This is a genomic window from Streptomyces sp. V2I9 (assembly GCF_030817475.1).
In the GTDB taxonomy this organism is placed as follows: domain Bacteria; phylum Actinomycetota; class Actinomycetes; order Streptomycetales; family Streptomycetaceae; genus Streptomyces.
The window spans coordinates 5,799,991-5,819,195 of sequence record NZ_JAUSZJ010000002.1; the positions used below are offsets into that span (position 1 = coordinate 5,799,991).

General features: G+C 73.3%; 18 protein-coding genes. 7 read left to right on the plus strand and 11 right to left on the minus strand.

All coding sequences use genetic code 11. The features are described from left to right. Positions 1-92: 92 nt before the first annotated feature. The 4 genes from QFZ71_RS25280 to QFZ71_RS25295 all read right to left on the minus strand — a co-directional run bounded on the left by QFZ71_RS25280 (position 93) and on the right by QFZ71_RS25295 (position 3,838). Entirely contained in the window at positions 93-800 is a 708-nt protein-coding gene (locus QFZ71_RS25280) for a ferritin-like domain-containing protein (protein WP_307670456.1), read from the minus strand. 110 nt (positions 801-910) lie between these two features. Next, positions 911-2,185, minus strand: a complete 1,275-nt coding sequence (locus tag QFZ71_RS25285) for an HRDC domain-containing protein (protein ID WP_307670457.1) — start codon at positions 2,183-2,185, stop codon at positions 911-913. A 114-nt stretch (positions 2,186-2,299) separates the two neighbouring features. Next, a complete protein-coding gene (locus QFZ71_RS25290; protein WP_018491682.1) occupies positions 2,300-2,962 on the minus strand; it encodes a response regulator transcription factor in 663 nt (220 codons plus the stop codon). Positions 2,963-3,175: 213 nt separating this feature from the next. After that, the gene (locus QFZ71_RS25295) at positions 3,176-3,838 is read right to left on the minus strand and encodes a DUF3000 domain-containing protein (RefSeq protein ID WP_307670458.1); all 663 of its coding nucleotides are present in this window, start codon (positions 3,836-3,838) and stop codon (positions 3,176-3,178) included. 92 nt (positions 3,839-3,930) lie between these two features. Between QFZ71_RS25295 and hemE the strand changes: the two genes are divergently transcribed. Next, entirely contained in the window at positions 3,931-5,028 is a 1,098-nt protein-coding gene (gene hemE, locus QFZ71_RS25300) for a uroporphyrinogen decarboxylase (RefSeq protein WP_307670459.1), read from the plus strand. A 48-nt stretch (positions 5,029-5,076) separates the two neighbouring features. Here hemE and QFZ71_RS25305 read toward each other — a convergent pair whose 3' ends face one another. After that, the gene (locus tag QFZ71_RS25305; protein ID WP_307670460.1) at positions 5,077-6,465 is read right to left on the minus strand and encodes an FAD-dependent oxidoreductase; all 1,389 of its coding nucleotides are present in this window, start codon (positions 6,463-6,465) and stop codon (positions 5,077-5,079) included. Positions 6,466-6,518: 53 nt separating this feature from the next. Beyond that, the gene (locus QFZ71_RS25310; protein WP_373465153.1) at positions 6,519-7,484 is read right to left on the minus strand and encodes a DUF4349 domain-containing protein; all 966 of its coding nucleotides are present in this window, start codon (positions 7,482-7,484) and stop codon (positions 6,519-6,521) included. Between the two features lie 132 nt (positions 7,485-7,616). Between QFZ71_RS25310 and hemG the strand changes: the two genes are divergently transcribed. Continuing rightward, positions 7,617-9,128, plus strand: a complete 1,512-nt coding sequence (gene hemG, locus QFZ71_RS25315) for a protoporphyrinogen oxidase (RefSeq protein WP_307670462.1) — start codon at positions 7,617-7,619, stop codon at positions 9,126-9,128. A gap of 4 nt (positions 9,129-9,132) precedes the next feature. Then, the gene (gene hemQ, locus QFZ71_RS25320) at positions 9,133-9,861 is read left to right on the plus strand and encodes a hydrogen peroxide-dependent heme synthase (RefSeq protein WP_307670463.1); all 729 of its coding nucleotides are present in this window, start codon (positions 9,133-9,135) and stop codon (positions 9,859-9,861) included. Between the two features lie 151 nt (positions 9,862-10,012). Here hemQ and QFZ71_RS25325 read toward each other — a convergent pair whose 3' ends face one another. The 5 genes from QFZ71_RS25325 to QFZ71_RS25345 all read right to left on the minus strand — a co-directional run bounded on the left by QFZ71_RS25325 (position 10,013) and on the right by QFZ71_RS25345 (position 16,087). Further along, positions 10,013-11,575, minus strand: coding sequence for an alpha/beta hydrolase (locus QFZ71_RS25325; protein WP_307670464.1), 1,563 nt, complete (start codon positions 11,573-11,575; stop codon positions 10,013-10,015). 180 nt (positions 11,576-11,755) lie between these two features. Continuing rightward, positions 11,756-12,805, minus strand: a complete 1,050-nt coding sequence (locus QFZ71_RS25330; RefSeq protein WP_307670465.1) for a TIGR04222 domain-containing membrane protein — start codon at positions 12,803-12,805, stop codon at positions 11,756-11,758. A gap of 13 nt (positions 12,806-12,818) precedes the next feature. Continuing rightward, complete coding sequence (locus QFZ71_RS25335) at positions 12,819-14,228, minus strand: DUF692 domain-containing protein (RefSeq protein WP_307671577.1); 1,410 nt, start codon at positions 14,226-14,228, stop codon at positions 12,819-12,821. A gap of 125 nt (positions 14,229-14,353) precedes the next feature. After that, positions 14,354-15,100 carry a DUF4142 domain-containing protein gene (locus tag QFZ71_RS25340; protein WP_307671578.1) on the minus strand — a complete coding sequence of 249 codons (747 nt, stop codon included), beginning with the start codon at positions 15,098-15,100 and terminating at the stop codon, positions 14,354-14,356. Between the two features lie 258 nt (positions 15,101-15,358). Further along, positions 15,359-16,087 (minus strand): peptidyl-tRNA hydrolase, encoded by a 729-nt coding sequence (locus QFZ71_RS25345; RefSeq protein WP_307670466.1) that lies wholly within the window; start codon positions 16,085-16,087, stop codon positions 15,359-15,361. A 71-nt stretch (positions 16,088-16,158) separates the two neighbouring features. On the opposite strand from QFZ71_RS25345, the gene QFZ71_RS25350 reads away from it, so the two are divergent. From QFZ71_RS25350 to QFZ71_RS25365, 4 genes are all read left to right on the plus strand, one after another. Then, a complete protein-coding gene (locus tag QFZ71_RS25350) occupies positions 16,159-16,833 on the plus strand; it encodes an AIM24 family protein (RefSeq protein WP_307670467.1) in 675 nt (224 codons plus the stop codon). Positions 16,834-16,993: 160 nt separating this feature from the next. Next, positions 16,994-17,215, plus strand: coding sequence for a hypothetical protein (locus tag QFZ71_RS25355; protein ID WP_307671579.1), 222 nt, complete (start codon positions 16,994-16,996; stop codon positions 17,213-17,215). A 148-nt stretch (positions 17,216-17,363) separates the two neighbouring features. Next, entirely contained in the window at positions 17,364-17,615 is a 252-nt protein-coding gene (locus QFZ71_RS25360; RefSeq protein ID WP_307670468.1) for a S1 RNA-binding domain-containing protein, read from the plus strand. A gap of 296 nt (positions 17,616-17,911) precedes the next feature. Further along, the gene (locus tag QFZ71_RS25365; protein WP_307670469.1) at positions 17,912-19,027 is read left to right on the plus strand and encodes a hypothetical protein; all 1,116 of its coding nucleotides are present in this window, start codon (positions 17,912-17,914) and stop codon (positions 19,025-19,027) included. The last annotated feature ends 178 nt before the right edge of the window (positions 19,028-19,205 follow it).

Here is a 19,205-nt window from a genome sequence, read left to right on the forward strand (position 1 = left end):
TGCTGCGGGGCGCGCCACGGGGCGCACCGCCTGCCATCATGCTACTTGCGGGTAACCAGACTGCCCACCCCCCACGGCCGGAGCGTCGAAGGTCACACCGCTCGACGCATGGCCACCGCGATCGGCCCGGAGGAGCGGACCACCTCACGGGCGAACCGGACCGGGCCCACTCCCAGCCGCCGCAGCGCCGGGCCGTGGTCCACGGCGACCACCAGGCAGGCCGCGGCCACGGCGAACCGCCACAGGGAGGTCACCGACAGCCGCACCGGCGACGGCAGCGGGCGCAGCGCCCGGCGCAGCCGGTGGCAGTGGAAGGGCACGTGCCGCTCCTCGTCCGCCAGGATGAGCCCCGCCACCTCCCGCGTCAGCCCGTCCTCGCCCCCGTCCCGCAGGGCCCGGTAGTAGCGCAGCGCGACCACCTCCGCGATCATCAGGACCAGCAGTTCCAGACGGAGCCCCAGCGCCCTGCGCAGCGTCACGAAGACCCGGTCGCTCCAGTGGGAAGTGATCAACGGCGCACCACTGGAGGCGAGCAGAAGCGCCAGCAACCTGGCGTGATTTCGCTCCTCCGCGACGAACATCCGCACCGCCGACGCGTACTCCGCGTCACCGGCCGCCTCCGCTTCGGTGATCAACTCGGCCCCGTCGCCGTCCTCGCCGACCTGGAAGCGCTGCACACTCCGCCGGATCGCGGGGTGCAACGGCACCCCGGTCCGCCAGTCCGGATCGCCCCGCTCGGCGCGTTCCCGCCGCGCTGCCGCGAAGGCGCGTGTCCAGTCGCCGTACTCGGTGATCGCCATGCCCGCCCCCGTACTCCGCCGTGACTCCCCTGAGTCCCGCTGCTCCGGTGGCCCCTACGACCCCGCGAGCAGGTCGAACACCCCCGGCCGCCGACCGGGAGCGTGCGGGGTCAGGCGGAGGCTGCCAGTGCCTGGACCAGGAGCGGGGCCACGTGCTGGATCTGCCAGTTCCGCGCCCCGTATCCGGCGAGCGTGTCCTCCACGGCGCCCGGCGTCAGGATCTTCGGCGGCTCCCAGCAGACCCGGCGCACGGTGTCCGGGGTGATCAGGTTCTCCTGGGGCATGTTGAGGCGTTCGGCCAGCTCGGAGACGGCGGCGCGGGCGGCCGAGAGCCGGGCGGCGGCGGCCGGGTCCTTGTCGGCCCAGGAGCGCGGGGGAGGCGGTCCGGCCGGCTGCTGACCGGGCTGCGGCAGCGCCGACTCGGGCAGTGCCCTCGCCCGGTCCACGGCGGCCTGCCACTGCTCCAGCTGACGGCGTCCCATGCGGTGGCCGAATCCCGGCAGCGCGGTCAGGGCCTGCACGTCGGCCGGGAGCGCGAGCGCGGCCTCGATGATCGCGGCGTCGCCGAGAACCTTGCCGGGGGAGATGTCGCGCCGCTGGGCCACCTGGTCACGGGTGGTCCACAGTTCGCGGACGACGGCCATCTGGCGGCGGCGGCGCACCTTGTGCATGCCCGAGGTCCGCCGCCAGGGGTCCTTGCGCGGCGGGGCGGGCGGCGCGGAGGCGATGGCGTCGAACTCCTCGCGGGCCCACTCCAGCTTGCCCTGCCGGTCCAGCTCCTCCTCCAGCGCGTCGCGCAGGTCGATCAGGAGCTCCACGTCGAGCGCGGCGTAGCGCAGCCACGGTTCGGGCAGCGGGCGGGTGGACCAGTCGACCGCGGAGTGCCCCTTCTCCAGGGCGTACCCGAGGACGTTCTCCACCATCGCGCCGAGGCCGACGCGGGGGAAGCCCGCGAGCCGCCCGGCCAGCTCGGTGTCGAACAGCGAGGTGGGGGTCATGCCTATGTCCCGCAGGCACGGCAGGTCCTGGGTCGCGGCGTGCAGGATCCACTCGGAGCCGGCCAGCGCGGAGCCGAGGCCGGAGAGGTCGGGGCAGCCGACCGGGTCGACCAGGGCGCTGCCCGCGCCCTCACGGCGCAGCTGGACGAGGTAGGCGCGCTGGCCGTAGCGGTACCCCGAGGCACGTTCGGCGTCGACGGCCACCGGGCCGGTGCCCGCGGCGAACGCGGCGATCACCTCGGCCAGGGCGTCGTCGGACGTCACCACCGGGGGAATGCCCTCGCGTGGTTCGAGCAAGGGGATCGGCGCCGGGGCGACGTCGTCCGGGGGAGCGCCCCCGGTGGTTCGCAGTGAAGTGTCTGCTGCGGTCTCTTGGGCGTCGGTCACGTGTCAAGGGTATCTGTGTATGCGCGGAGCCCGTCGACGGAACGTTCCGTCGACGGGCGGCCATGCGCGTATTCCAGCCGGAGGCGCATCGGGGCACGTCCGGGCGGGGTGCGGTCAGTGGATGATGCCCGTCCGCAGGGCGACGGCGACCATTCCGGCGCGGTCTCCGGTGCCGAGCTTGCGGGCGATCCGGGCGAGGTGGGACTTGACGGTCAGGGCGGAGAGGCCCATCGAGACGCCGATGGCCTTGTTGGACTGGCCTTCGGCGACCAGGCGGAGCACCTCCACCTCGCGCCCGGACAGTTCGCGGTAGCCGCCCGGGTGGCTCGGGGACCCGGGAGGCCGGCGGTGCATACGGGCCGCGTTGGCGCCGATGGGGGCGACGCCGGGGCGGCCGGGGTGGCCGATGTTGGTTCGGGTGCCGGTGACGACGTATCCCTTCACCCCGCCCGCGAGGGCGTTGCGAACGGCGCCGATGTCGTCGGCGGCGGAGAGGGCGAGACCGTTGGGCCAGCCGGCGGCGCGGGTCTCGGACAGCAGGGTCAGCCCGGAACCGTCGGGCAGGTGGACGTCGGCAATGCAGATGTCGCGCGGGTTGCCGACGCGGGGACGTGCCTCCGCGATGGACGACGCCTCGATGACGTCACGTACTCCGAGGGCCCACAGATGGCGGGTGACGGTGGAACGGACGCGCGGGTCGGCCACGACGACCATGGCCGTCGGCTTGTTCGGGCGGTAGGCGACCAGGCTTGCGGGCTGCTCAAGGAGAACGGACACCAGGCCTCCTGGGGGGAGTGGCGGGACGGGCCGGCTCGGGGGGATGAAGCCGGGGGCGAACCGTGCTTGAAGGGTCATTGACCTCTTCGGCAGCGGGCCCGTCCTCCTTTAGGGAAAGATCGCGATTTGATGAGTAACAATTCGGGCAAATAGGACGCGCGATCGATTGTACGAAAAGAGAGCCGGTGCCTGTGCGAAACGGGTGACGGAGGGTTACGAAACCTGGGGTCCACGCCGTTGCGGCAGTGTCACCACCGCCGCGTCCGCCGGCTCCGACGGCGGCAGTCCCGCGATCTGGCACAGCAGATCGCCCCAGGCCATCAGGTGCGACGCCGTCTCCGGGATGCCGCCCCGGCCCTCGCGCGGCGTCCACGACGCGCGGATCTCGATCTGCGTCGCCGGACGGCGCGCGGACAGCGCACCGAAGTAGTGCGATCCGGCGCGTGTCACCGTCCCGCCGGCCTCCCCGTACGCCAGGCCCCGCGCGTCCAGCGCCCCCGTCAGCCAGGACCAGCAGACCTCCGGCAGCAGCGGATCCGCGGCCATCTCCGGCTCCAGCTCCGCCCGGACCAGCGTCACCAGCCGGAACGTTCCCTTCCAGGCGTCGTGCCCCGCCGGATCGTGCAGCAGCACCAGCCTGCCGTCCGCGAGATCGTCCTCGCCGTCCACCACCGCCGCCTCCAGGGCGTACGCGTGCGGAGCGAGGCGCCGCGGCGGCCTGGTCGTCTCCACCTCCAGCTCCGGGCGCAGGCGCGCGGAGCGCAGCGAGTCGACCGCCGCCAGGAACGCGGGAGGCACGGGAGGGCCCTCCTCCGCACGGTCCTTGTCGTCAACGCCGTCGGAATGATCGGAGAACTGTCCCTGAGCCGGAGCCATGCGGGGAAGAGTAGGCGGAAGGCGGGCCGCGTGCGGGGAGAGACACCCGTGCGGGGCCGGGCTCCTTCGCCCCACGTGCGAAGATTCTGTGCGTGAGTGCCAACGACAGCCCTTCGGGCCAGCAGACGACGACCTCCGCCAGCCTCGACGCGGTCCGCCACGCCACCCACGACTCGGCCTTCCTCAAGGCGTGCCGGCGCGAACCCGTGCCCCACACGCCGGTCTGGTTCATGCGCCAGGCGGGGCGCTCGCTGCCCGAGTACCTCAAGGTCCGCGAGGGCATCGCGATGCTGGACTCCTGCATGATGCCGGAGCTGGTCGCCGAGATCACCCTGCAGCCCGTACGCCGGCACGAGGTCGACGCCGCGATCTACTTCAGCGACATCGTCGTGCCGCTCAAGGCCATCGGCATCGACCTCGACATCAAGCCGGGCGTCGGTCCCGTCATCGCCGAGCCGATCCGCACCCGCGCCGACCTGGCCCGGCTGCGCGACCTCACCCCCGAGGACGTCCCGTACGTCACCGAGGCCATCGGGATGCTCACCGCCGAGCTGGGCGCCACTCCGCTCATCGGCTTCGCCGGGGCTCCCTTCACGCTCGCCAGCTACCTCGTCGAGGGCGGCCCCTCGCGCAACCACGAGCGCACCAAGGCCATGATGTACGGCGACCCGCAGCTCTGGGCCGATCTCGTGGACCGGCTCGCGGAGATCACCGGGGCCTTCCTCAAGGTCCAGATCGAGGCCGGGGCCTCCGCCGTCCAGCTCTTCGACTCCTGGGTCGGCGCGCTCGCCCCCGCCGACTACCGCCGCGCGGTGCTCCCCGCCTCCGCGAAGGTCTTCGACGCCGTCGCGCCCTACGGCGTCCCCCGCATCCACTTCGGCGTCGGCACCGGTGAACTCCTCGGCCTGATGGGCGAGGCCGGGGCGGACGTCGTCGGCGTCGACTGGCGGGTCCCGCTGGACGAGGCCGCCCGCCGCGTCGGCCCCGGCAAGGCGCTCCAGGGCAACCTCGACCCGGCGGTGCTCTTCGCACCGACCCCGGCCGTCGAGGAGAAGACCCGCGAGGTGCTGGACGCCGCCGCCGGCCTGGAGGGCCACGTCTTCAACCTGGGCCACGGCGTCATGCCGACCATGGACCCGGACGCGCTCACCCGCCTCGTGAGTTACGTCCACGAGCAGACCGCGCGCTGAGACGCCGCACGGACGGGGGCCGGCCGGGAACGGCGGCCCCCGTCGCCCTCAGCTCCCCGCGTCCCGCACCGCCGCCACGGCCTTGCGGGCGGCGACCAGCACCGGGTCCCAGACCGGCGAGAACGGCGGGGCGTACCCCAGGTCGAGCGCCGTCATCTGCTCCACCGTCATCCCGGCCGTCAGCGCCACCGCCGCCACGTCCACCCGCTTCGCCGACCCCTCGCGGCCGACGATCTGCACCCCGAGCAGCCGGCCCGTGCGCAGCTCCGCGATCATCTTCACCGTCATCGGCTTCGCCCCCGGGTAGTACCCCGCCCGCTGCGTCGACTCGATGGTCGCCGTGACGTAGCGCAGCCCGACCGCGGCGGCGTCCTTCTCCCGCAGCCCGGTCCGGGCGATCTCCAGGTCGCAGACCTTGCTCACCGCCGTACCGACCACGCCGGGGAACGTGCCGTAGCCGCCGCCCACGTTGGAACCGATCACCTGGCCGTGCTTGTTGGCGTGGGTGCCCAGCGGGATGTGCCGGGGGCGCCCCGCCACCAGGTCCAGGACCTCCACGCAGTCCCCGCCCGCCCAGATGTCCTCGTGGCCCGCCACACGCATCGCCTGGTCGGTCAGCAGCCCGCCCTGCGGGCCCAGCGGCAGCCCCGCCGCCCGCGCCAGCTCCGTCTCCGGCTCGACGCCGATGCCGAGGACGACCACGTCCGCCGGATACCGGCCCCCGTCCGTCACCACCCCGGTCACCCGCCCGTCCGGGCCGGTCAGGATCTCCGTCACGGCCGCCCCGTTGACCGTGCTGATGCCCAGCCCGTCCATCGCCTCGTGAACGAGGCGCCCCATGTCCGGGTCGAGCGTCGCCATCGGCTGCTCGCCCCGGTTCAGGACGGTCACCGTGAAGCCCCGCTTGAGCATCGCCTCGGCCATCTCGACGCCGATGTACCCCGCGCCCACCACGACGGCCCTCCGGGCCCCCTCCGTGCCCAGCGCGTCCAGCGAGTCGAGCAGCGCCTGCCCGTCGTCCAGGGTCTGCACCCCGTGCACCCCGGCCGCGTCCATCCCCGGCAGCTCCGGGCGCACCGGGCGGGCCCCGGTGGCGATCACCAGCTTGTCGTAGCCCGTCCAGTACGTCCGCCCGCTCTCCCGGTCCAGCGCCCGGACCCGCCGCCCGGACACATCCACCTCGGTCACCTCGGTCCGCATCCGCAGATCGATGCCCCGCTCCCGGTGCTCCTCCGGTGTCCGGGCGATCAGGTCATCGCGCGCCTCGACGTCGCCGCTCACCCAGTACGGGATGCCGCAGGCGGAGTACGAGGTGAAGTGGCCGCGCTCGAACGCGACGATTTCCAGCTCGTCAGGCCCCTTGAGCCTGCGGGCCCGGGACGCGGCGGACATGCCCGCCGCGTCCCCGCCGATGACCACCAGTCGCTCCGCTGCCATGCCGGGTCCCTTCCGTCCGATCAAGGACCCCCACGCTACGGTGCCGCGGCGGCTCAGGAAGCCGCCGTGCCCTCCCCCTGCCCGGCAGCCCGCGCCCGGATCGCCCCGGCCGCACGGCGGGCCGCCCGGCGCTTCCGCAGCACCCGCCAGACCACCACGGCCAGGGCCGCGGTGAGCAGGAACGGGAACGCGGCCCCGAACGCCACCGCGATCCACCGCAGCATCGTCACGAACGCGTCCCAGCCGCCGCCGAGCGCGTCCAGGAACCCTGGGTCCTCCTCCTCCCCGTCCTCGTCCGGGGCGTCCGGCGGCGTCAGGTCCAGGGTGATCGTCGCCAGCGACGTGCGGTCCTTCAGGCTCGCCTGCTGGGCCAGCAGCGACTCCAGGTCGGACTGACGGCTGCTCAGCTCGCCCTCCAGCGCCACCACATCGCTGATCTTCTCCGCCTTGTCCATCAGCTCCCGCACCCGCGCCACGCTCGCGCGCTGGGTGGAGATCCGGCTCTCCACGTCGACCACCTGGTCGGTGACGTCCTTCGCGTTCGAGGTGCGCGACAGCAGCTTCCCGGAACCGGACAGCTCCCGCAGCACCTCCCCGAACCGCTCCTGCGGCACCCGCAGCACCAGGTGCGACGTCTCGTACCTGTCGTCGAGCCGCTCGGTGTTCTCCGACGCCACCAGGCCGCCCGCGCCCTCCGCCGCCGTACGCGCGGCGGCCACGGCCTTCGGCACGCTCCGCACCTCGACGGAGAGCGTTGCCGTACGCATCACATGGGAGGCCCCGCCCGGCTTCGCCACCTTCTTGTTCCCGGACGCCTTCCCGTCCGCCGGCGACACCGCCGCCCCGCCCTCGTCCGCGAACCCCTCGCGCGGCGCGCCCTTCGCGTCCGCCGCCTTCGCGGCGCTTCCCGACGAGTCGCCCGACGCGCCGCAGCCGCCGACCGCGAGCAGGAGGCCGAGCGCCCCGGCGACGAGCACGGCCCGCCCCCGGACGAAGGATCGATCGATTCTGCTGTCCACACGCATGACAGGTCCCCCCAAGGACATCGGTTGATGGTGAGGGTTCGACGCGGCGGCCCCGCCACCGGTTGCCGATGGGGGTTGCGAAGTGGTCACGGTCAGGACGCGGAACGGGTTTGAGAGAGTGGACCCATGCAGCGTTCCCAACAGCGTGCGGAGACACCACCGGGCCACGTCGTCGTCATCGGCGGCGGCATCGCGGGCCTGGCCGCCGCCCACCGCCTCGTCGCCGCCGGAGTGCGGGTCACCCTCCTGGAGGCGACGGACCGGCTCGGCGGCAAGCTCATGACCGGCGAGATCGCGGGCGTCCAGGTCGATCTGGGGGCCGAGTCGATGCTCGCCCGGCGTCCCGAGGCGGTCGCCCTGGCCGAGGCGGTCGGGCTGGCCGACCGCCTCCAGCCGCCCGCCACCGCCACCGCCTCCCTCTGGACCCGCGACGCCCTGCGTCCCATGCCGCGGGGCCACGTCATGGGCATCCCCGGCGACCCGGCGGTCCTCGGCGAGGTGCTGTCCCCCGAGGGTCTGGCCCGGATCGCCGAGGAGCGCGACCTCACCCCGACCCCGGTCGGCGACGACGTCGCGGTCGGCGCGTACGTCGCCGACCGGCTCGGCCGCGAGGTCGTGGACCGCCTGGTGGAACCCCTCCTCGGCGGCGTCTACGCGGGCGACGCCTACCGGATCTCGATGCGCGCCGCCGTGCCCCAGCTCTTCGAGGCCGTCAAGGAGGGCGGCCCGCTGCTGGAGGCCGTCCGCCGCGTCCAGGAGCGCGCCACCGCGCGGCAGCACACCGGTCCGGTCTTCCAGGGCATCGCGGGCGGCATCGGCACCCTCCCGGCCGCCGTGGGTGACGCCGTACGGGCGGGTGGCGGCGAGATCCTCACCGCCACCCCGGTCCTCGGCCTGACCCGTACGGAAGGCGGCTGGGCCGTCCGCACCGACGCCCGGACCATCGCCGCCGACGGTGTCGTCCTGGCCACCCCCGCCTGGTCCGCCGGCACCCTGCTGGCCGCCGAGTCCCCGGCCGCCTCCGCCGAGCTGTCCGGCGTCGAGTACGCCTCGATGGCCCTGGTCACCCTCGCCTTCCGGCGCGCCGACATCGAGGCGTACGAGACCCTCCGCGGCCGCTCCGGGTTCCTCGTGCCGCCGGTCGACGGGCACACCATCAAGGCGTCCACGTTCTCCAGCAACAAGTGGCAGTGGGTCGCCGACGCCGCGCCCGGCCTGTTCGTGCTCCGCACCTCCGTGGGCCGCTACGGCGAGGAGGACCACCTCCACCGTGAGGACGGTGAACTCGTCGCCCTCTCCCAGCGCGACCTCGCCGCCGCCACCGGCCTCACCGCCCGGCCCGTGGACAGCGAGGTCACCCGCTGGATCGGCGGCCTGCCGCAGTACCCGGTCGGCCACCTCGCCCGCGTCGCCCGCATCCGCGACGAGGTCGCCGAGCTGCCCGCGCTGCGGGTCTGCGGCGCGGCCTACGACGGGGTCGGCATTCCGGCCTGCATCGCGAGCGCGCACCGGGCGGCCGACGAGATCCTCCGCGATCTGACGGGGGAGATCACAGGGGCGGACGCGGAGGAGATCACGGGGGAGATCGTCGCCACGCCGACCCGGGTTCGGGGCACGGGGAGCGAGGCGGGACAATAGCCGTATGAGTGCTCCTGAGACTGCGACATCAAGCAAGGGTCCGAACGCCGGCAAGAAGGCCAAGGACCTCAACGAGGTCATCCGCTACACCCTGTGGTCGGTCTTCAAACTGCGCGACGTGCTCCCCCTGGACCGCGCCGGGTACGCCGACGAGGTCCAGGAGCTGATCGACCGGCTCGCCGCCCAGGACGTCACCGTCCGCGGCACCTACGACCTGTCGGGGCTGCGGGCCGACGCGGACATCATGATCTGGTGGCACGCCGAGACCTCGGACCAGCTCCAGGACGCGTACAACCTCTTCCGCCGCACCAAGCTCGGGCGCGCTCTGGAACCGGTCTGGTCCAACATGGCCCTGCACCGCCCCGCCGAGTTCAACAAGTCGCACATCCCGGCGTTCCTCGCCGACGAGACGCCGCGCGACTACATCAGCGTCTACCCCTTCGTCCGGTCCTACGACTGGTACCTGCTGCCCGACGAGGACCGCCGCCGCATGCTCGCGGACCACGGCAAGATGGCCCGCGGCTACCCGGACGTCCGGGCCAACACCGTCGCCTCGTTCTCGCTGGGCGACTACGAGTGGATCCTCGCCTTCGAGGCGGACGAGCTGCACCGTATCGTCGACCTGATGCGTCACCTGCGCGCCTCCGAGGCACGTCTCCACGTGCGCGAGGAGGTCCCGTTCTACACGGGCCGCAGGAAGAGCGTCGCAGACCTGGTGGCCGGGCTCGCATAGCCAGCGAGTCCCGCACCACCCCAACCCGGAAGATCAGAAGGGCGGGCACCAGGGCACCGACCGTGCCGTCCGCCGTTCCAGCGACACCGGGTTCGGCTTCGGGGGCCGTCGTACCGTGAAGGTGCGGCGGCCCCCGCTCCGTACCCCGACGTCAGTCCAGCGACACCGCGTTGGGCTCCGGACGCGCGGCGCAGTCCGCCCCCCGCCCCGGTACCTCGCCGGTCAGCAGATACCGGCGCAGATGGTCGTCCACGCACGAATTCCCGGCCCCGCCGACCCCGTGCGTCCCCGCGCCCCGCTCGGTCACCAGGGACGAACCGGGCAGCCGCCTCCGCAGCTCCAGCGCCCCCTCGTACGGGGTGGCCGCGTCCCGCTCCGCCGCCAGGATCAGCACCGGCGGCAGCGCGCCCCACCGCGCCCCGACCTCCAGCGGCCGCTGCCGGGGCGCCGGCCAGAACGCGCACGGCAGATTGGTGAAGGCGTTGTCCCACGCCTCGAACGGCGCGACGCGCGCCAGCTCCGTGTGGTCGCGGTCCCACACCGCGAAGTCCTCCGGCCACGGCGCGTCGTTGCACTCGACCGCCGTGTACACCGCCTGCGCGTTCTCGTTGTCCTTGGCCGCCACCGCCCGCGGGGACGCCTGGGCCACCAGCGGCTCCGGGTTGCCCCGGACGTACTCCGACAGCGCCGTCGCCCGCATCGCCCAGTAGTCGTCGTAGTACCCGGCCGACAGGAACGCCGCGTGCAGCTGCCCCGGCCCGACCTTGCCGCCCGCCGGTTCCACCGCCAACTCGGCGCGCACCGCGTCGTAGTGCCGGCCCACGGCCTCCGGGGTGGTGCCCAGGTGGTACACGTCGTCGTGTTTCGCCACCCAGCGCCGGAAGTCCTCCCACCGCCGCTCGAAGGCCATCGACTGGCCCATGTTGGAGCGGTACCAGATCTGCTCCGGGTCCGGATCGGCCACCGAGTCGAAGACCATGCGCCGTACGTGGGAGGGGAACAGGGTCGCGTACAGCGCACCGAAGTACGTCCCGTAGGACGCCCCCATGAACGTCAGCCGGCTTTCCCCGAGCGCGGCCCGCAGGACGTCCAGGTCCCGCGCGTTGTTCAGCGAGGTGTAGTGCCGCAGCGTCTCTCCCGCGCGCTCGGCGCACCCCCGCGCGTAGTCCTGGGCACGGGCGACGCGCCGCTCCTTCTCCGCCCGCGTCGGGTGGGTCGGGGCGTCGGTCGGACCCTTCGTGTACGCGGACGGGTCCTGGCAACTCAGCGGCGCGGACGAGCCGTTCACCCCACGCGGGGCGTAGCCGACCAGGTCGTACGCCTCGGCGATCTCCTTCCACTCCGGCAGTTCCCCGGCCATCGGGAAGGTGATGCTGGAGGCGCCGGGGCCACCGGGGTTGTAGACGAACGCGCCCTGCCGGTCCTCGGCGGGGCCGGTGGCCGGGGTACGGCTGACGGTCAGTTCGAGCTGCCGCCCGTCCGGCCGGGCGTAGTCGAGGGGAACCTTCACCGTGCCGCACGTCAGGGAGTCCGGAAGCATCTCCTCCTGCGGGCAGGGGCCGAAGTCGATCCCGACGGACGCGGCGCGGGCGGCGGCGATCGCGGTGCCCCGTGCCTCGGCGGGGCCCCGGCCGTCCCGGGCGGCCGCGGGAGCGGTGGCCAGGGCGGACAGGACCAGGGAGCCGATCGTCGTGTAGAGCGCAGCTGTTCTCACGCGCGGTGCCTCTCTGCGGATGAGGAGAGGGACGGCGGTGCCTCTCCGCGGATGCGGAGGAGGATGGTCGGGCGGACGGGAGGCGATGTCCAGCACCGTCCCGGCACGTCTTCGTCCACCACCCTGATGGGCGGCCAATATCCGTACGTAGCTGGTGATTTCAGACCGCAGGCGGCTGGTTCAGCCACCGCCGCCGCAGCTCGACCCGCCCCCGCCCCCGCAGCTGGAACCGCCCGAGCTGCCGCAGCTGGAGCCGCCGCCCCCGCAGCTCGAACCGCCGCCTCCCCCGCACCCCGAGGAGCACCCGGACCCGCCGCCGCACCCCGACCCGGAGCCGCCCCCGCTGGACCCGCCGCAGCTCGACCCGCCGGGGCCGGACGCGGCGCACCAGACCGTCGTGGCGGCGACGACGGTGACTCCCGCCGTCGTGGACCCGGAGGTGTACGCGAAGGACCGCCGGCCCCGGGCGCCCAGCCGTGCCGCCGCGACCAGTTGGGCGTACAGCGCCGGGTCCGGCAGGGCACGCAGCCCCCGCGTGGCGACCAGCTGGGCGGGGGTGGCCGCCCGGGCGTGGGCGGCCACGAACCCCTGGACGGCGCGGCGACCCGCTCCGGTGATCCGCTTCGCCGACGCCGAGGCGACGACGAGACCGCTGATCCCGCCGAGGACGATCGCGGGCAGCACTTTCAGGACGAACGGGACCGGCAGGCCCTCGTAGGGGTGGTGGGACGACACGTACTGGGCGAACGTGAGCACGATGGAGACCGGGAACGCGATCAGGCAGCTCACACCCTGGACCCGCCCCCAGCGCCGTACGGTGCGGCTCGCGGCGGGCGGCACGAGCAGCCCCCGCTGTGCCAGCCCGTCACCGATCTCCTGCACGGCCGGGTGGCGCATCACCGCTTCCCGCACCAGGTGCAGCGCCCCGCTCGGGGCGGTCGCCAGCTCCTGGAGCACGGCGCGTTCCACCGGGTCGTTCGCCTGCGGACGCTGGACGGAGATGATGCCGGGACCGCCGATGAGTACCCGGCCGTCCGCGTGCAGGGCGGTGAGGGCGGTGTCCACGACCCTGGCCGGGCCGCCGTTGAGGAACGCCCCTTCGTAGAGGTCGTGGACGGAGGGGAAGGGGCCGGCCGGCGGGCGGCGGGACCGGGAGGCGACCACGGCCGCGATGAGCAGCACGGCCGAGACGAGGGTCGCCAGGTTCAGCAGCAGAGCGAGTGCGTTCATGGTCGTGACTTCCCTACTTCTTCCCTGCGAGAACGGCACGGGCCGCGCGGACCAGGCGGGTGGCACGGCCCGGCGGCCGGGCGCCCGACCGGTCCTGCCACCAGTACGTCAGTTCGCGCCGCGCCAGGGGATCGGCGGGGCCGCCCGTGATGAGCACCCGCTCGGCGAAGTCCAGGGCATCGCGCCGGTATCCGCCGGACATCGGACGGCTCCCGGCGTACGCGAGGAACGCGGCGCGGTAGCCGTCGCCGAGGATCTCCGGCAGTTCCGGGGCGACCTTGGCGACGACGTCCGCGCGCTTGGCGGCCAGAGCCCGGCTCTGGACCCGCAGCCGCGCGGGGGCGAAGCCCTCGGGGGCCGGGGTTCCCGCCACCAGCGCGGAGAGCAGTGCGGTCTGCGCGACGGCGATCCGGTCGCGGGTGGTGGCGGAGACGTCGGGGCCGCCCGGAACGGGGACTTCGGGAACGGTCGTGTCGGGAACGGTCGTGTCGGAAGCGGTCGCTTCGGGAACGGTCGCTTCGGGAACGCGAACGGCGGGCGCCCGGTCCCTTCCCCGCACCGCGGGACGCGGGCCCTCCGGGGACGCCGGGCCCGTCGGGGGAGCCGCTTCCCGCAGGGTCGCGCGGATCGCCTCCAGTTCGCCCGCCAGCTCCTCGCCCGGCGGGAAGGCGTCGTCCCGCTCCAGCAGGACGCCCGGCGGATCGACCCGCGAGCGCAGTTCGGCCAGCACCTCCAGCACCGGAGCGGTCACCGGGTGGGCGTGCGTGTCGTGCCAGACACCGTTCCGCTCTACCCCGCCCGCCACATGGACGTACGCGATGGCCTCCACCGGCAGCTCGTCCAGCGCCTTCGCCGGGTCCTGGCCGAGGTTGACGTGGTTGGTGTGCAGGTTGGCGACGTCGATCAGCAGCCGCACCCCGGTCCGCTCGACCAGCTCCGCCAGGAACCGGCCCTCGGTCAGCTCCTCGTCGGGCCAGGTGATCAGCGCCGCGATGTTCTCCAGGGCGAGCGGTACCGGCAGCGAGTCCTGCGCGATCCGCACGTTCTCGCACAGCACGTCGAGCGCGTCCCGCGTGCGCGGCACCGGCAGCAGGTGCCCCGCCTCCAGCCTCGGCGACGCGGTCAGCGGCCCCCCGGCCCGTACGAACGCGATGTGCTCGGTCACCAGCGGCGCCCCCAGCAGTTCGGCGCGCGCCGCGAGAGCGGCGAGGCGGTCGGGGTCGGGCCGGTCCGCGCCGCCCAGGCCGAGCGCCACTCCGTGCGGTACGACGGTGACGCCGCGCTCCCGGAGCCGTACCAGGGAGTCCGGGAGGTGGCCGCCGCAGAGGTTCTCCGCGACGGCCTCCACCCAGTCGATCCCGGTCAGCGCTTCGACCTCGTGCGCGATCTCCGGCCGCCAGCCGATGCCGATGCCCAGTTCCATGGTGCCCCCGCCCCCCTGCTCGCTCACCTCGTGCTGTTCCGGGTTCATGGCCCCGTCGCGCGGCGCTGAACCCGATCGGAGGGACGTTCAGAGCAGGATTTGAGGTTCCCGTGCCGCCGCTCCCGTCATGGCATCGGCATCATCGTGGGCGGTACGGGGCGCGAGGTGAAGGACCGGTCGCCCGTCGGTGTCACCGGCACCGGTGCCAGGGGAGCCTGCCCGTCCCGCGGCATCGGCGGGCCCGAGGGACTGACCGTGGATCCGCCGGCCGCCTCGCGCGCCAGGGCATCGAAGTCGACGAGGCCGGTGGCCTCCAGCATGGTGATGTGGTCCAGCACGGTCTGGTTGGCGTCACTGGCCAGCTGCCGGATCAGCGTGCTACGGGTGGTGTGGCGGACCTGGCCGATCAGACCGAAGACCTTGCCGTGGGCGGCCCGCAGGAGGTTGGCGAACGTCCGCTCGTAGTCGTCCCCGCTCGCCGCCGTCAGCTCCCGCAGCCAGCCCTGCTGCTGGGCGGTCGGCTGGTTGGGCAGCTCCACCCCGAGCTTCGCCGCCACGTCCCGCGCCCGCCGGTCCAGGTCCGTGTGGCCGACGACGAGGTGGTCCCCGGCGGCCTTCGTCGCCTCGCTGGGGGCCCGTTCGATCGCCTGCTGCCCGGCGGGCAGTTCCCACAGCCCGGCGAGCCGCACCTTGACCAGGAAGTCCCGGTCGGTCGCGGAGAGCGGCCCCCACCGGGTGGCGACGCTGGAGGCGTTGAGGTTCGCCTCGCCGGTGCCGGAGCGGTCCGCGTACGACCAGACCGGGAACGCGATCGCCACCAGGGTGGCGGCCGGCGCCGCGATGATGAGGGCCGTGCCGTTGATGCGTCGCAACAAGGTGTCTCCCGCGCCGGGGCGCCGGGGCGCCGACCGCCGTGCCGCGCGGGCTGCTTGGCGGTGACGCCGATGGGTCAGTACCGGGAGATACGCGGGAGGACGCGCCGTCACTCAGCGGGTGCAGCCATCCTTCACGCCCGGACAGCCGCGCCCCCTTCACCCCGGCTCGGCGGGGCAGCCGCCCTTGACGCCCGCGCAGCGGCGATCCGCCCCGTTCGCGTCGGCTCAGCGGTGCGGCGGTCCCCGCACGTCCGCTCAGCGGCGCAGCGCCGGGTGATCGGCGATCACGGTGCAGGAGCCCGGAGCGATCTCGGTGAATCCCGCGTCCCGCACGACCGGCAGCCCGCTCGCCGTCAGCTCCCGCCAGCGCTCCGCTCCGGGGGTGGCCACGGAGAGCGGGAACCCGGCCTCGCGCCACGCCTTGCGCTCGGTGTCGGACAGCTCCCACCAGGCGAGCTGCGCCCCGTGCCCCACCTGGGCCATCGTCTTTCCGGCCGACATGTCGACCTCGGGGTTCAGCCAGAGCACCGGGCCCTCCGGGTCGGGGGCGGCCGGCGGCTCGGGGTCCTCCAGCTCGGTGCCCGACACCTGGAGCTTGGCCAGCTCCTTGGGCCAGCCGTCCAGCGGGATCGGCGGGAAGACCCGTACCTCCGCGCCGTCCTCGCCCGTCACCGTGATGCCGTCGAGCGCCGCCGCCTTGCGCCACTCCGCGCCGCGCGCCCGGCGCACGACCTTGCGGATGCGGGCGTCCTGCCAGTCCCGCATCGCCTCCGCCCACGCGCCGTCCCCGAGGGACCGCTCGTCGGAGAGGATCGCCAGCACCGCACGGGCGGCCGCCCGCAGGGCGTCGGTACGGGCGGGCGGGTCCGTCTTCTCCAGGTGGAGCACCAGCGGCAGGACGAACTGCGGCGCCTGGTCGCGGTCGGCCGCGCCGCTGCGGAACGGGCTGTCGGGAGCGGGAGTGGGGGTGTCGTCGCTGGTCACTGTCCCAGTCTGCCAGGCGGGCCAGGTCACCTGCTTGGCGGAACGGTCCGGTCCGGGTGAGGATGCTCCGCATGAAGAGCGATCTCTTTTCCAGCGAGCACCTGGCCCAGCCGGCCACCGCCCCCGGTATGACCCTCCAGAACGCCAAGTCGATCAAGTACGCCGTCAACGGGGAGATGCACGCCCGGCAGGGATCGATGATCGCCTTCCGCGGCAACCTCCAGTTCGAGCGCAAGGGCCAGGGCATCGGCGGCATGCTCAAGCGCGCGGTCACCGGCGAGGGCCTGGCGCTGATGGCCGTCCGGGGCCAGGGCGAGGCGTGGTTCGCCCACGAGGCGGCCAACTGTTTCATCGTGGAGCTGGACCAGGGCGACGCCATCACGATCAACGGCCGTAACGTTCTCTGCTTCGACCCCACGCTCTCCTACGAGATCAAGACGGTGAAGGGCGCCGGCATGGTCGGCGGCGGCCTCTTCAACAGCGTCTTCACGGGCTACGGCAAGCTCGGCCTGATGTGCGAGGGCAACCCCATCGTGATCCCCGTGACCTCCGCCCAGCCGGTGTACGTGGACACGGACGCGGTTGTCGGCTGGAGCCAGCAGCTCACGACGAGCCTGCACCGCTCCCAGAGCGTCGGCTCGATGGTGCGCGGCGGCTCCGGCGAGGCGGTCCAGCTGATGCTCCAGGGCGAGGGCTTCGTCATCGTCCGCCCGAGCGAGGCCAGGCCGGAGAAGACCTCCGGCTGAGCGTGGGGCACGGGCCGCGGACCGCCGAGGCGAAGCGGCGAGCGGGGGAGTGCGGGGCCGCTCCGGAGCGGCCGGGTTCGCCCGCACGCGCCGTACCGGTCGCGTCGCTCGTCCGCCGGAACGCCGCCCGGCGCGGATGCGTAGGCTCGTGAGCATGGACATGGGCAGGGACAGGGGCGGAGGAACGGACGAGGACGGCACGTACTGCGCGCCTCCGGGGTCAGGCGCACCGGCGGCGCCGGACAAGACCGTCGCAGGTCCTCCGTACGCCGAGTGCGTGCTGTGCCGCGAGCCGACCGAGTACCCGGAGTCGGCCAGGGGTGCGACCCTCTGCCCGGTCTGCGCCTGGCATGAGGCGGGCCGCACGGCTTGTTCCGGCTAGGACCTGTCCGGGTGGCCGAGGTACCGGTAGGACCCGTCCGGGTGGCCGAGGTACCGGGCGTGGGAGGCGTGGTCACGATCGCGGACGGTCACTTCCGCGTGAGGATGCGGCAGAACGGTGAGGCCGTGCGCCGTGGTGGTGGGCATGGATGAGCAGTCCGGGAGTCCGGAACTCCGGGCGTTCCTGTCCCGTCGGCGTCTTCGTCGACATCGGGGATGAGGTGGCCGGGCTGGTCCCCTTCAGAGAGATCGACGGTCGCCCGGCGGCGAGTCGGGCGGAAGCCTTCGAGGCCGGAGAGCGCATCGCCGTCGTCGTCGCGCACATCGATACGCCGAACCGCCGCGTGTTCCTCTCCAGGTCGGAGTGTGTCCCGTACGCAGGTGTCGTACCGCCCACGTGACGGCTGCGGAGCCCGGACCGCCGAGGTGAGCGGGGGCGGGCGATCCGGCGGATGCCGACCGGGCCCACCGACGCGACAACCCGGCCACGGACCGAGGGGTGGCGCAGTACCGCTCCCTCCGTCCCCCGCAGCGGTCGAGGCGTTGTCAAGCGGGCGCGCCTGGCGAGCGCGGGGGGTTCAGGATTGACCTTTTCTCATGGGTTCTCGTGAGTTGACCGATTCGCGGCCTTGCGGAGCTATGTGCGGCGGCTCGATGCTGGGGCGGCAACCCGTCCATCACTGAGAGAAGTTGAAGAGTGACGCACCGTAAAGTGTATCTGGCGGTAGGCAGGACGAATACGCGGATCTACCGCTTCGATCCGATCGACGGGGACACCCGCGTGGTCGACAACGTACCGGCGTACCGGGGTGGTTACACCGCCATGGGTGCGCAGTACCGGGGTGAGGGCAAGGAGCCGCTGCTCTTCGCCGTCAGCGACAACAGGCTCGTCACCATCGACGTGGAGGCCGGCACGGTCTCGGACGCGGTTGTCGACGGGCTGCCGAGCGGCCTGCGGTGGTACGACGGCGACATGGACATCGACGGGAAGAAGCTGCTCGTCGCGAGCGGTCCCGATGTGCCCAGCTACACCATCGATGTGGTGACCCGGACGGCGACCGCCGGGCACCCTCCGGGTCCGGGGCGGTGGGACGACTTCGCCCCGCACCCCAAGGACGGCCGCCTGATCTCGGTCGAGGGCGACAACGGCGACCTGCTCCAGGTGGATCCCCGGAAGAGCCCCATGAAGACCGTGCTCAGGACAGGGGTGTTCCCCCCTGCCGAGGCCAGTGTGTCCCGTGGTTCCCGGAAGTCCTACTCGGCCACGTTCTTCGACTCCGCCGGGCACTTCTACGCGGTCGACTCGGCGGGCAACGTCAACCACCTCGATCTCAGCGGCAGCGCCGTTCCCGACCGCGCCGAGCGGATCGGCGCGGGGAGGATTCCCGTCGACGGCCTGGAGGTCGTGAACGGGGCCGGACGCATCACCCCGATGCCGATTCCTCCCAGCTATGACGAGATCGTCGTGACGAAGAAGGCCGTCGGTTCGTGGCAGAGCTACGATCCGCAGGGCCAGGTCTACAGCGTCGAACTGACCCTCACCGCCGTCAGCAAGGCCGGAGGCGAGGGGAAGGACACGCGTAAGTTCCGGATCTCGTTCGACCTGCGGACGGCGCCCGGATCGAAGGTCGTGGCGTCCGGCGTCGACGTCACGCACGAGGACGGCAAGGTGTACATCTACTCGCGGGCGGATCAGCTGCTGGAGGCAGGCAACGCGCGGCCCGTCGCGGTACAGATCACGGTGCCCGGCGACCCCGCCAGGCTTCCGCGTGAGTACCCGCTCGACGGACTGAGGGCCACGCGTCTGGCCTGACACCTGCTCCACGGCCGGTCGCGGCCCTCGCCCCCACCGCAGGGCATGGTCGTGTGGGGCCTCTGACCTGGCCACCGAGAAGCCTCCGCCCACCGGGGAGGGGGCTTCCCGGCCGCTCCTTCCGCCAGGCGGCCCCGAGCGACCCGCTTCCCGAACCGGTCGCGGAGGACCAGGGCCA

Coding starts and splice junctions, on each gene's coding strand:
- QFZ71_RS25280 (WP_307670456.1), bottom strand. CDS start 800: ATGGCGATCACCGAGTACGGCGACTGGACACGCGCCTTCGCGGCAGCG.
- QFZ71_RS25295 (WP_307670458.1), bottom strand. CDS start 3,838: ATGGCTCCGGCTCAGGGACAGTTCTCCGATCATTCCGACGGCGTTGAC.
- QFZ71_RS25305 (WP_307670460.1), bottom strand. CDS start 6,465: ATGGCAGCGGAGCGACTGGTGGTCATCGGCGGGGACGCGGCGGGCATG.
- hemG (WP_307670462.1), top strand. CDS start 7,617: ATGCAGCGTTCCCAACAGCGTGCGGAGACACCACCGGGCCACGTCGTC.
- hemQ (WP_307670463.1), top strand. CDS start 9,133: ATGAGTGCTCCTGAGACTGCGACATCAAGCAAGGGTCCGAACGCCGGC.
- QFZ71_RS25330 (WP_307670465.1), bottom strand. CDS start 12,805: ATGAACGCACTCGCTCTGCTGCTGAACCTGGCGACCCTCGTCTCGGCC.
- QFZ71_RS25335 (WP_307671577.1), bottom strand. CDS start 14,228: ATGGAACTGGGCATCGGCATCGGCTGGCGGCCGGAGATCGCGCACGAG.
- QFZ71_RS25350 (WP_307670467.1), top strand. CDS start 16,159: ATGAAGAGCGATCTCTTTTCCAGCGAGCACCTGGCCCAGCCGGCCACC.
- QFZ71_RS25355 (WP_307671579.1), top strand. CDS start 16,994: ATGGGCAGGGACAGGGGCGGAGGAACGGACGAGGACGGCACGTACTGC.
- QFZ71_RS25360 (WP_307670468.1), top strand. CDS start 17,364: ATGAGCAGTCCGGGAGTCCGGAACTCCGGGCGTTCCTGTCCCGTCGGC.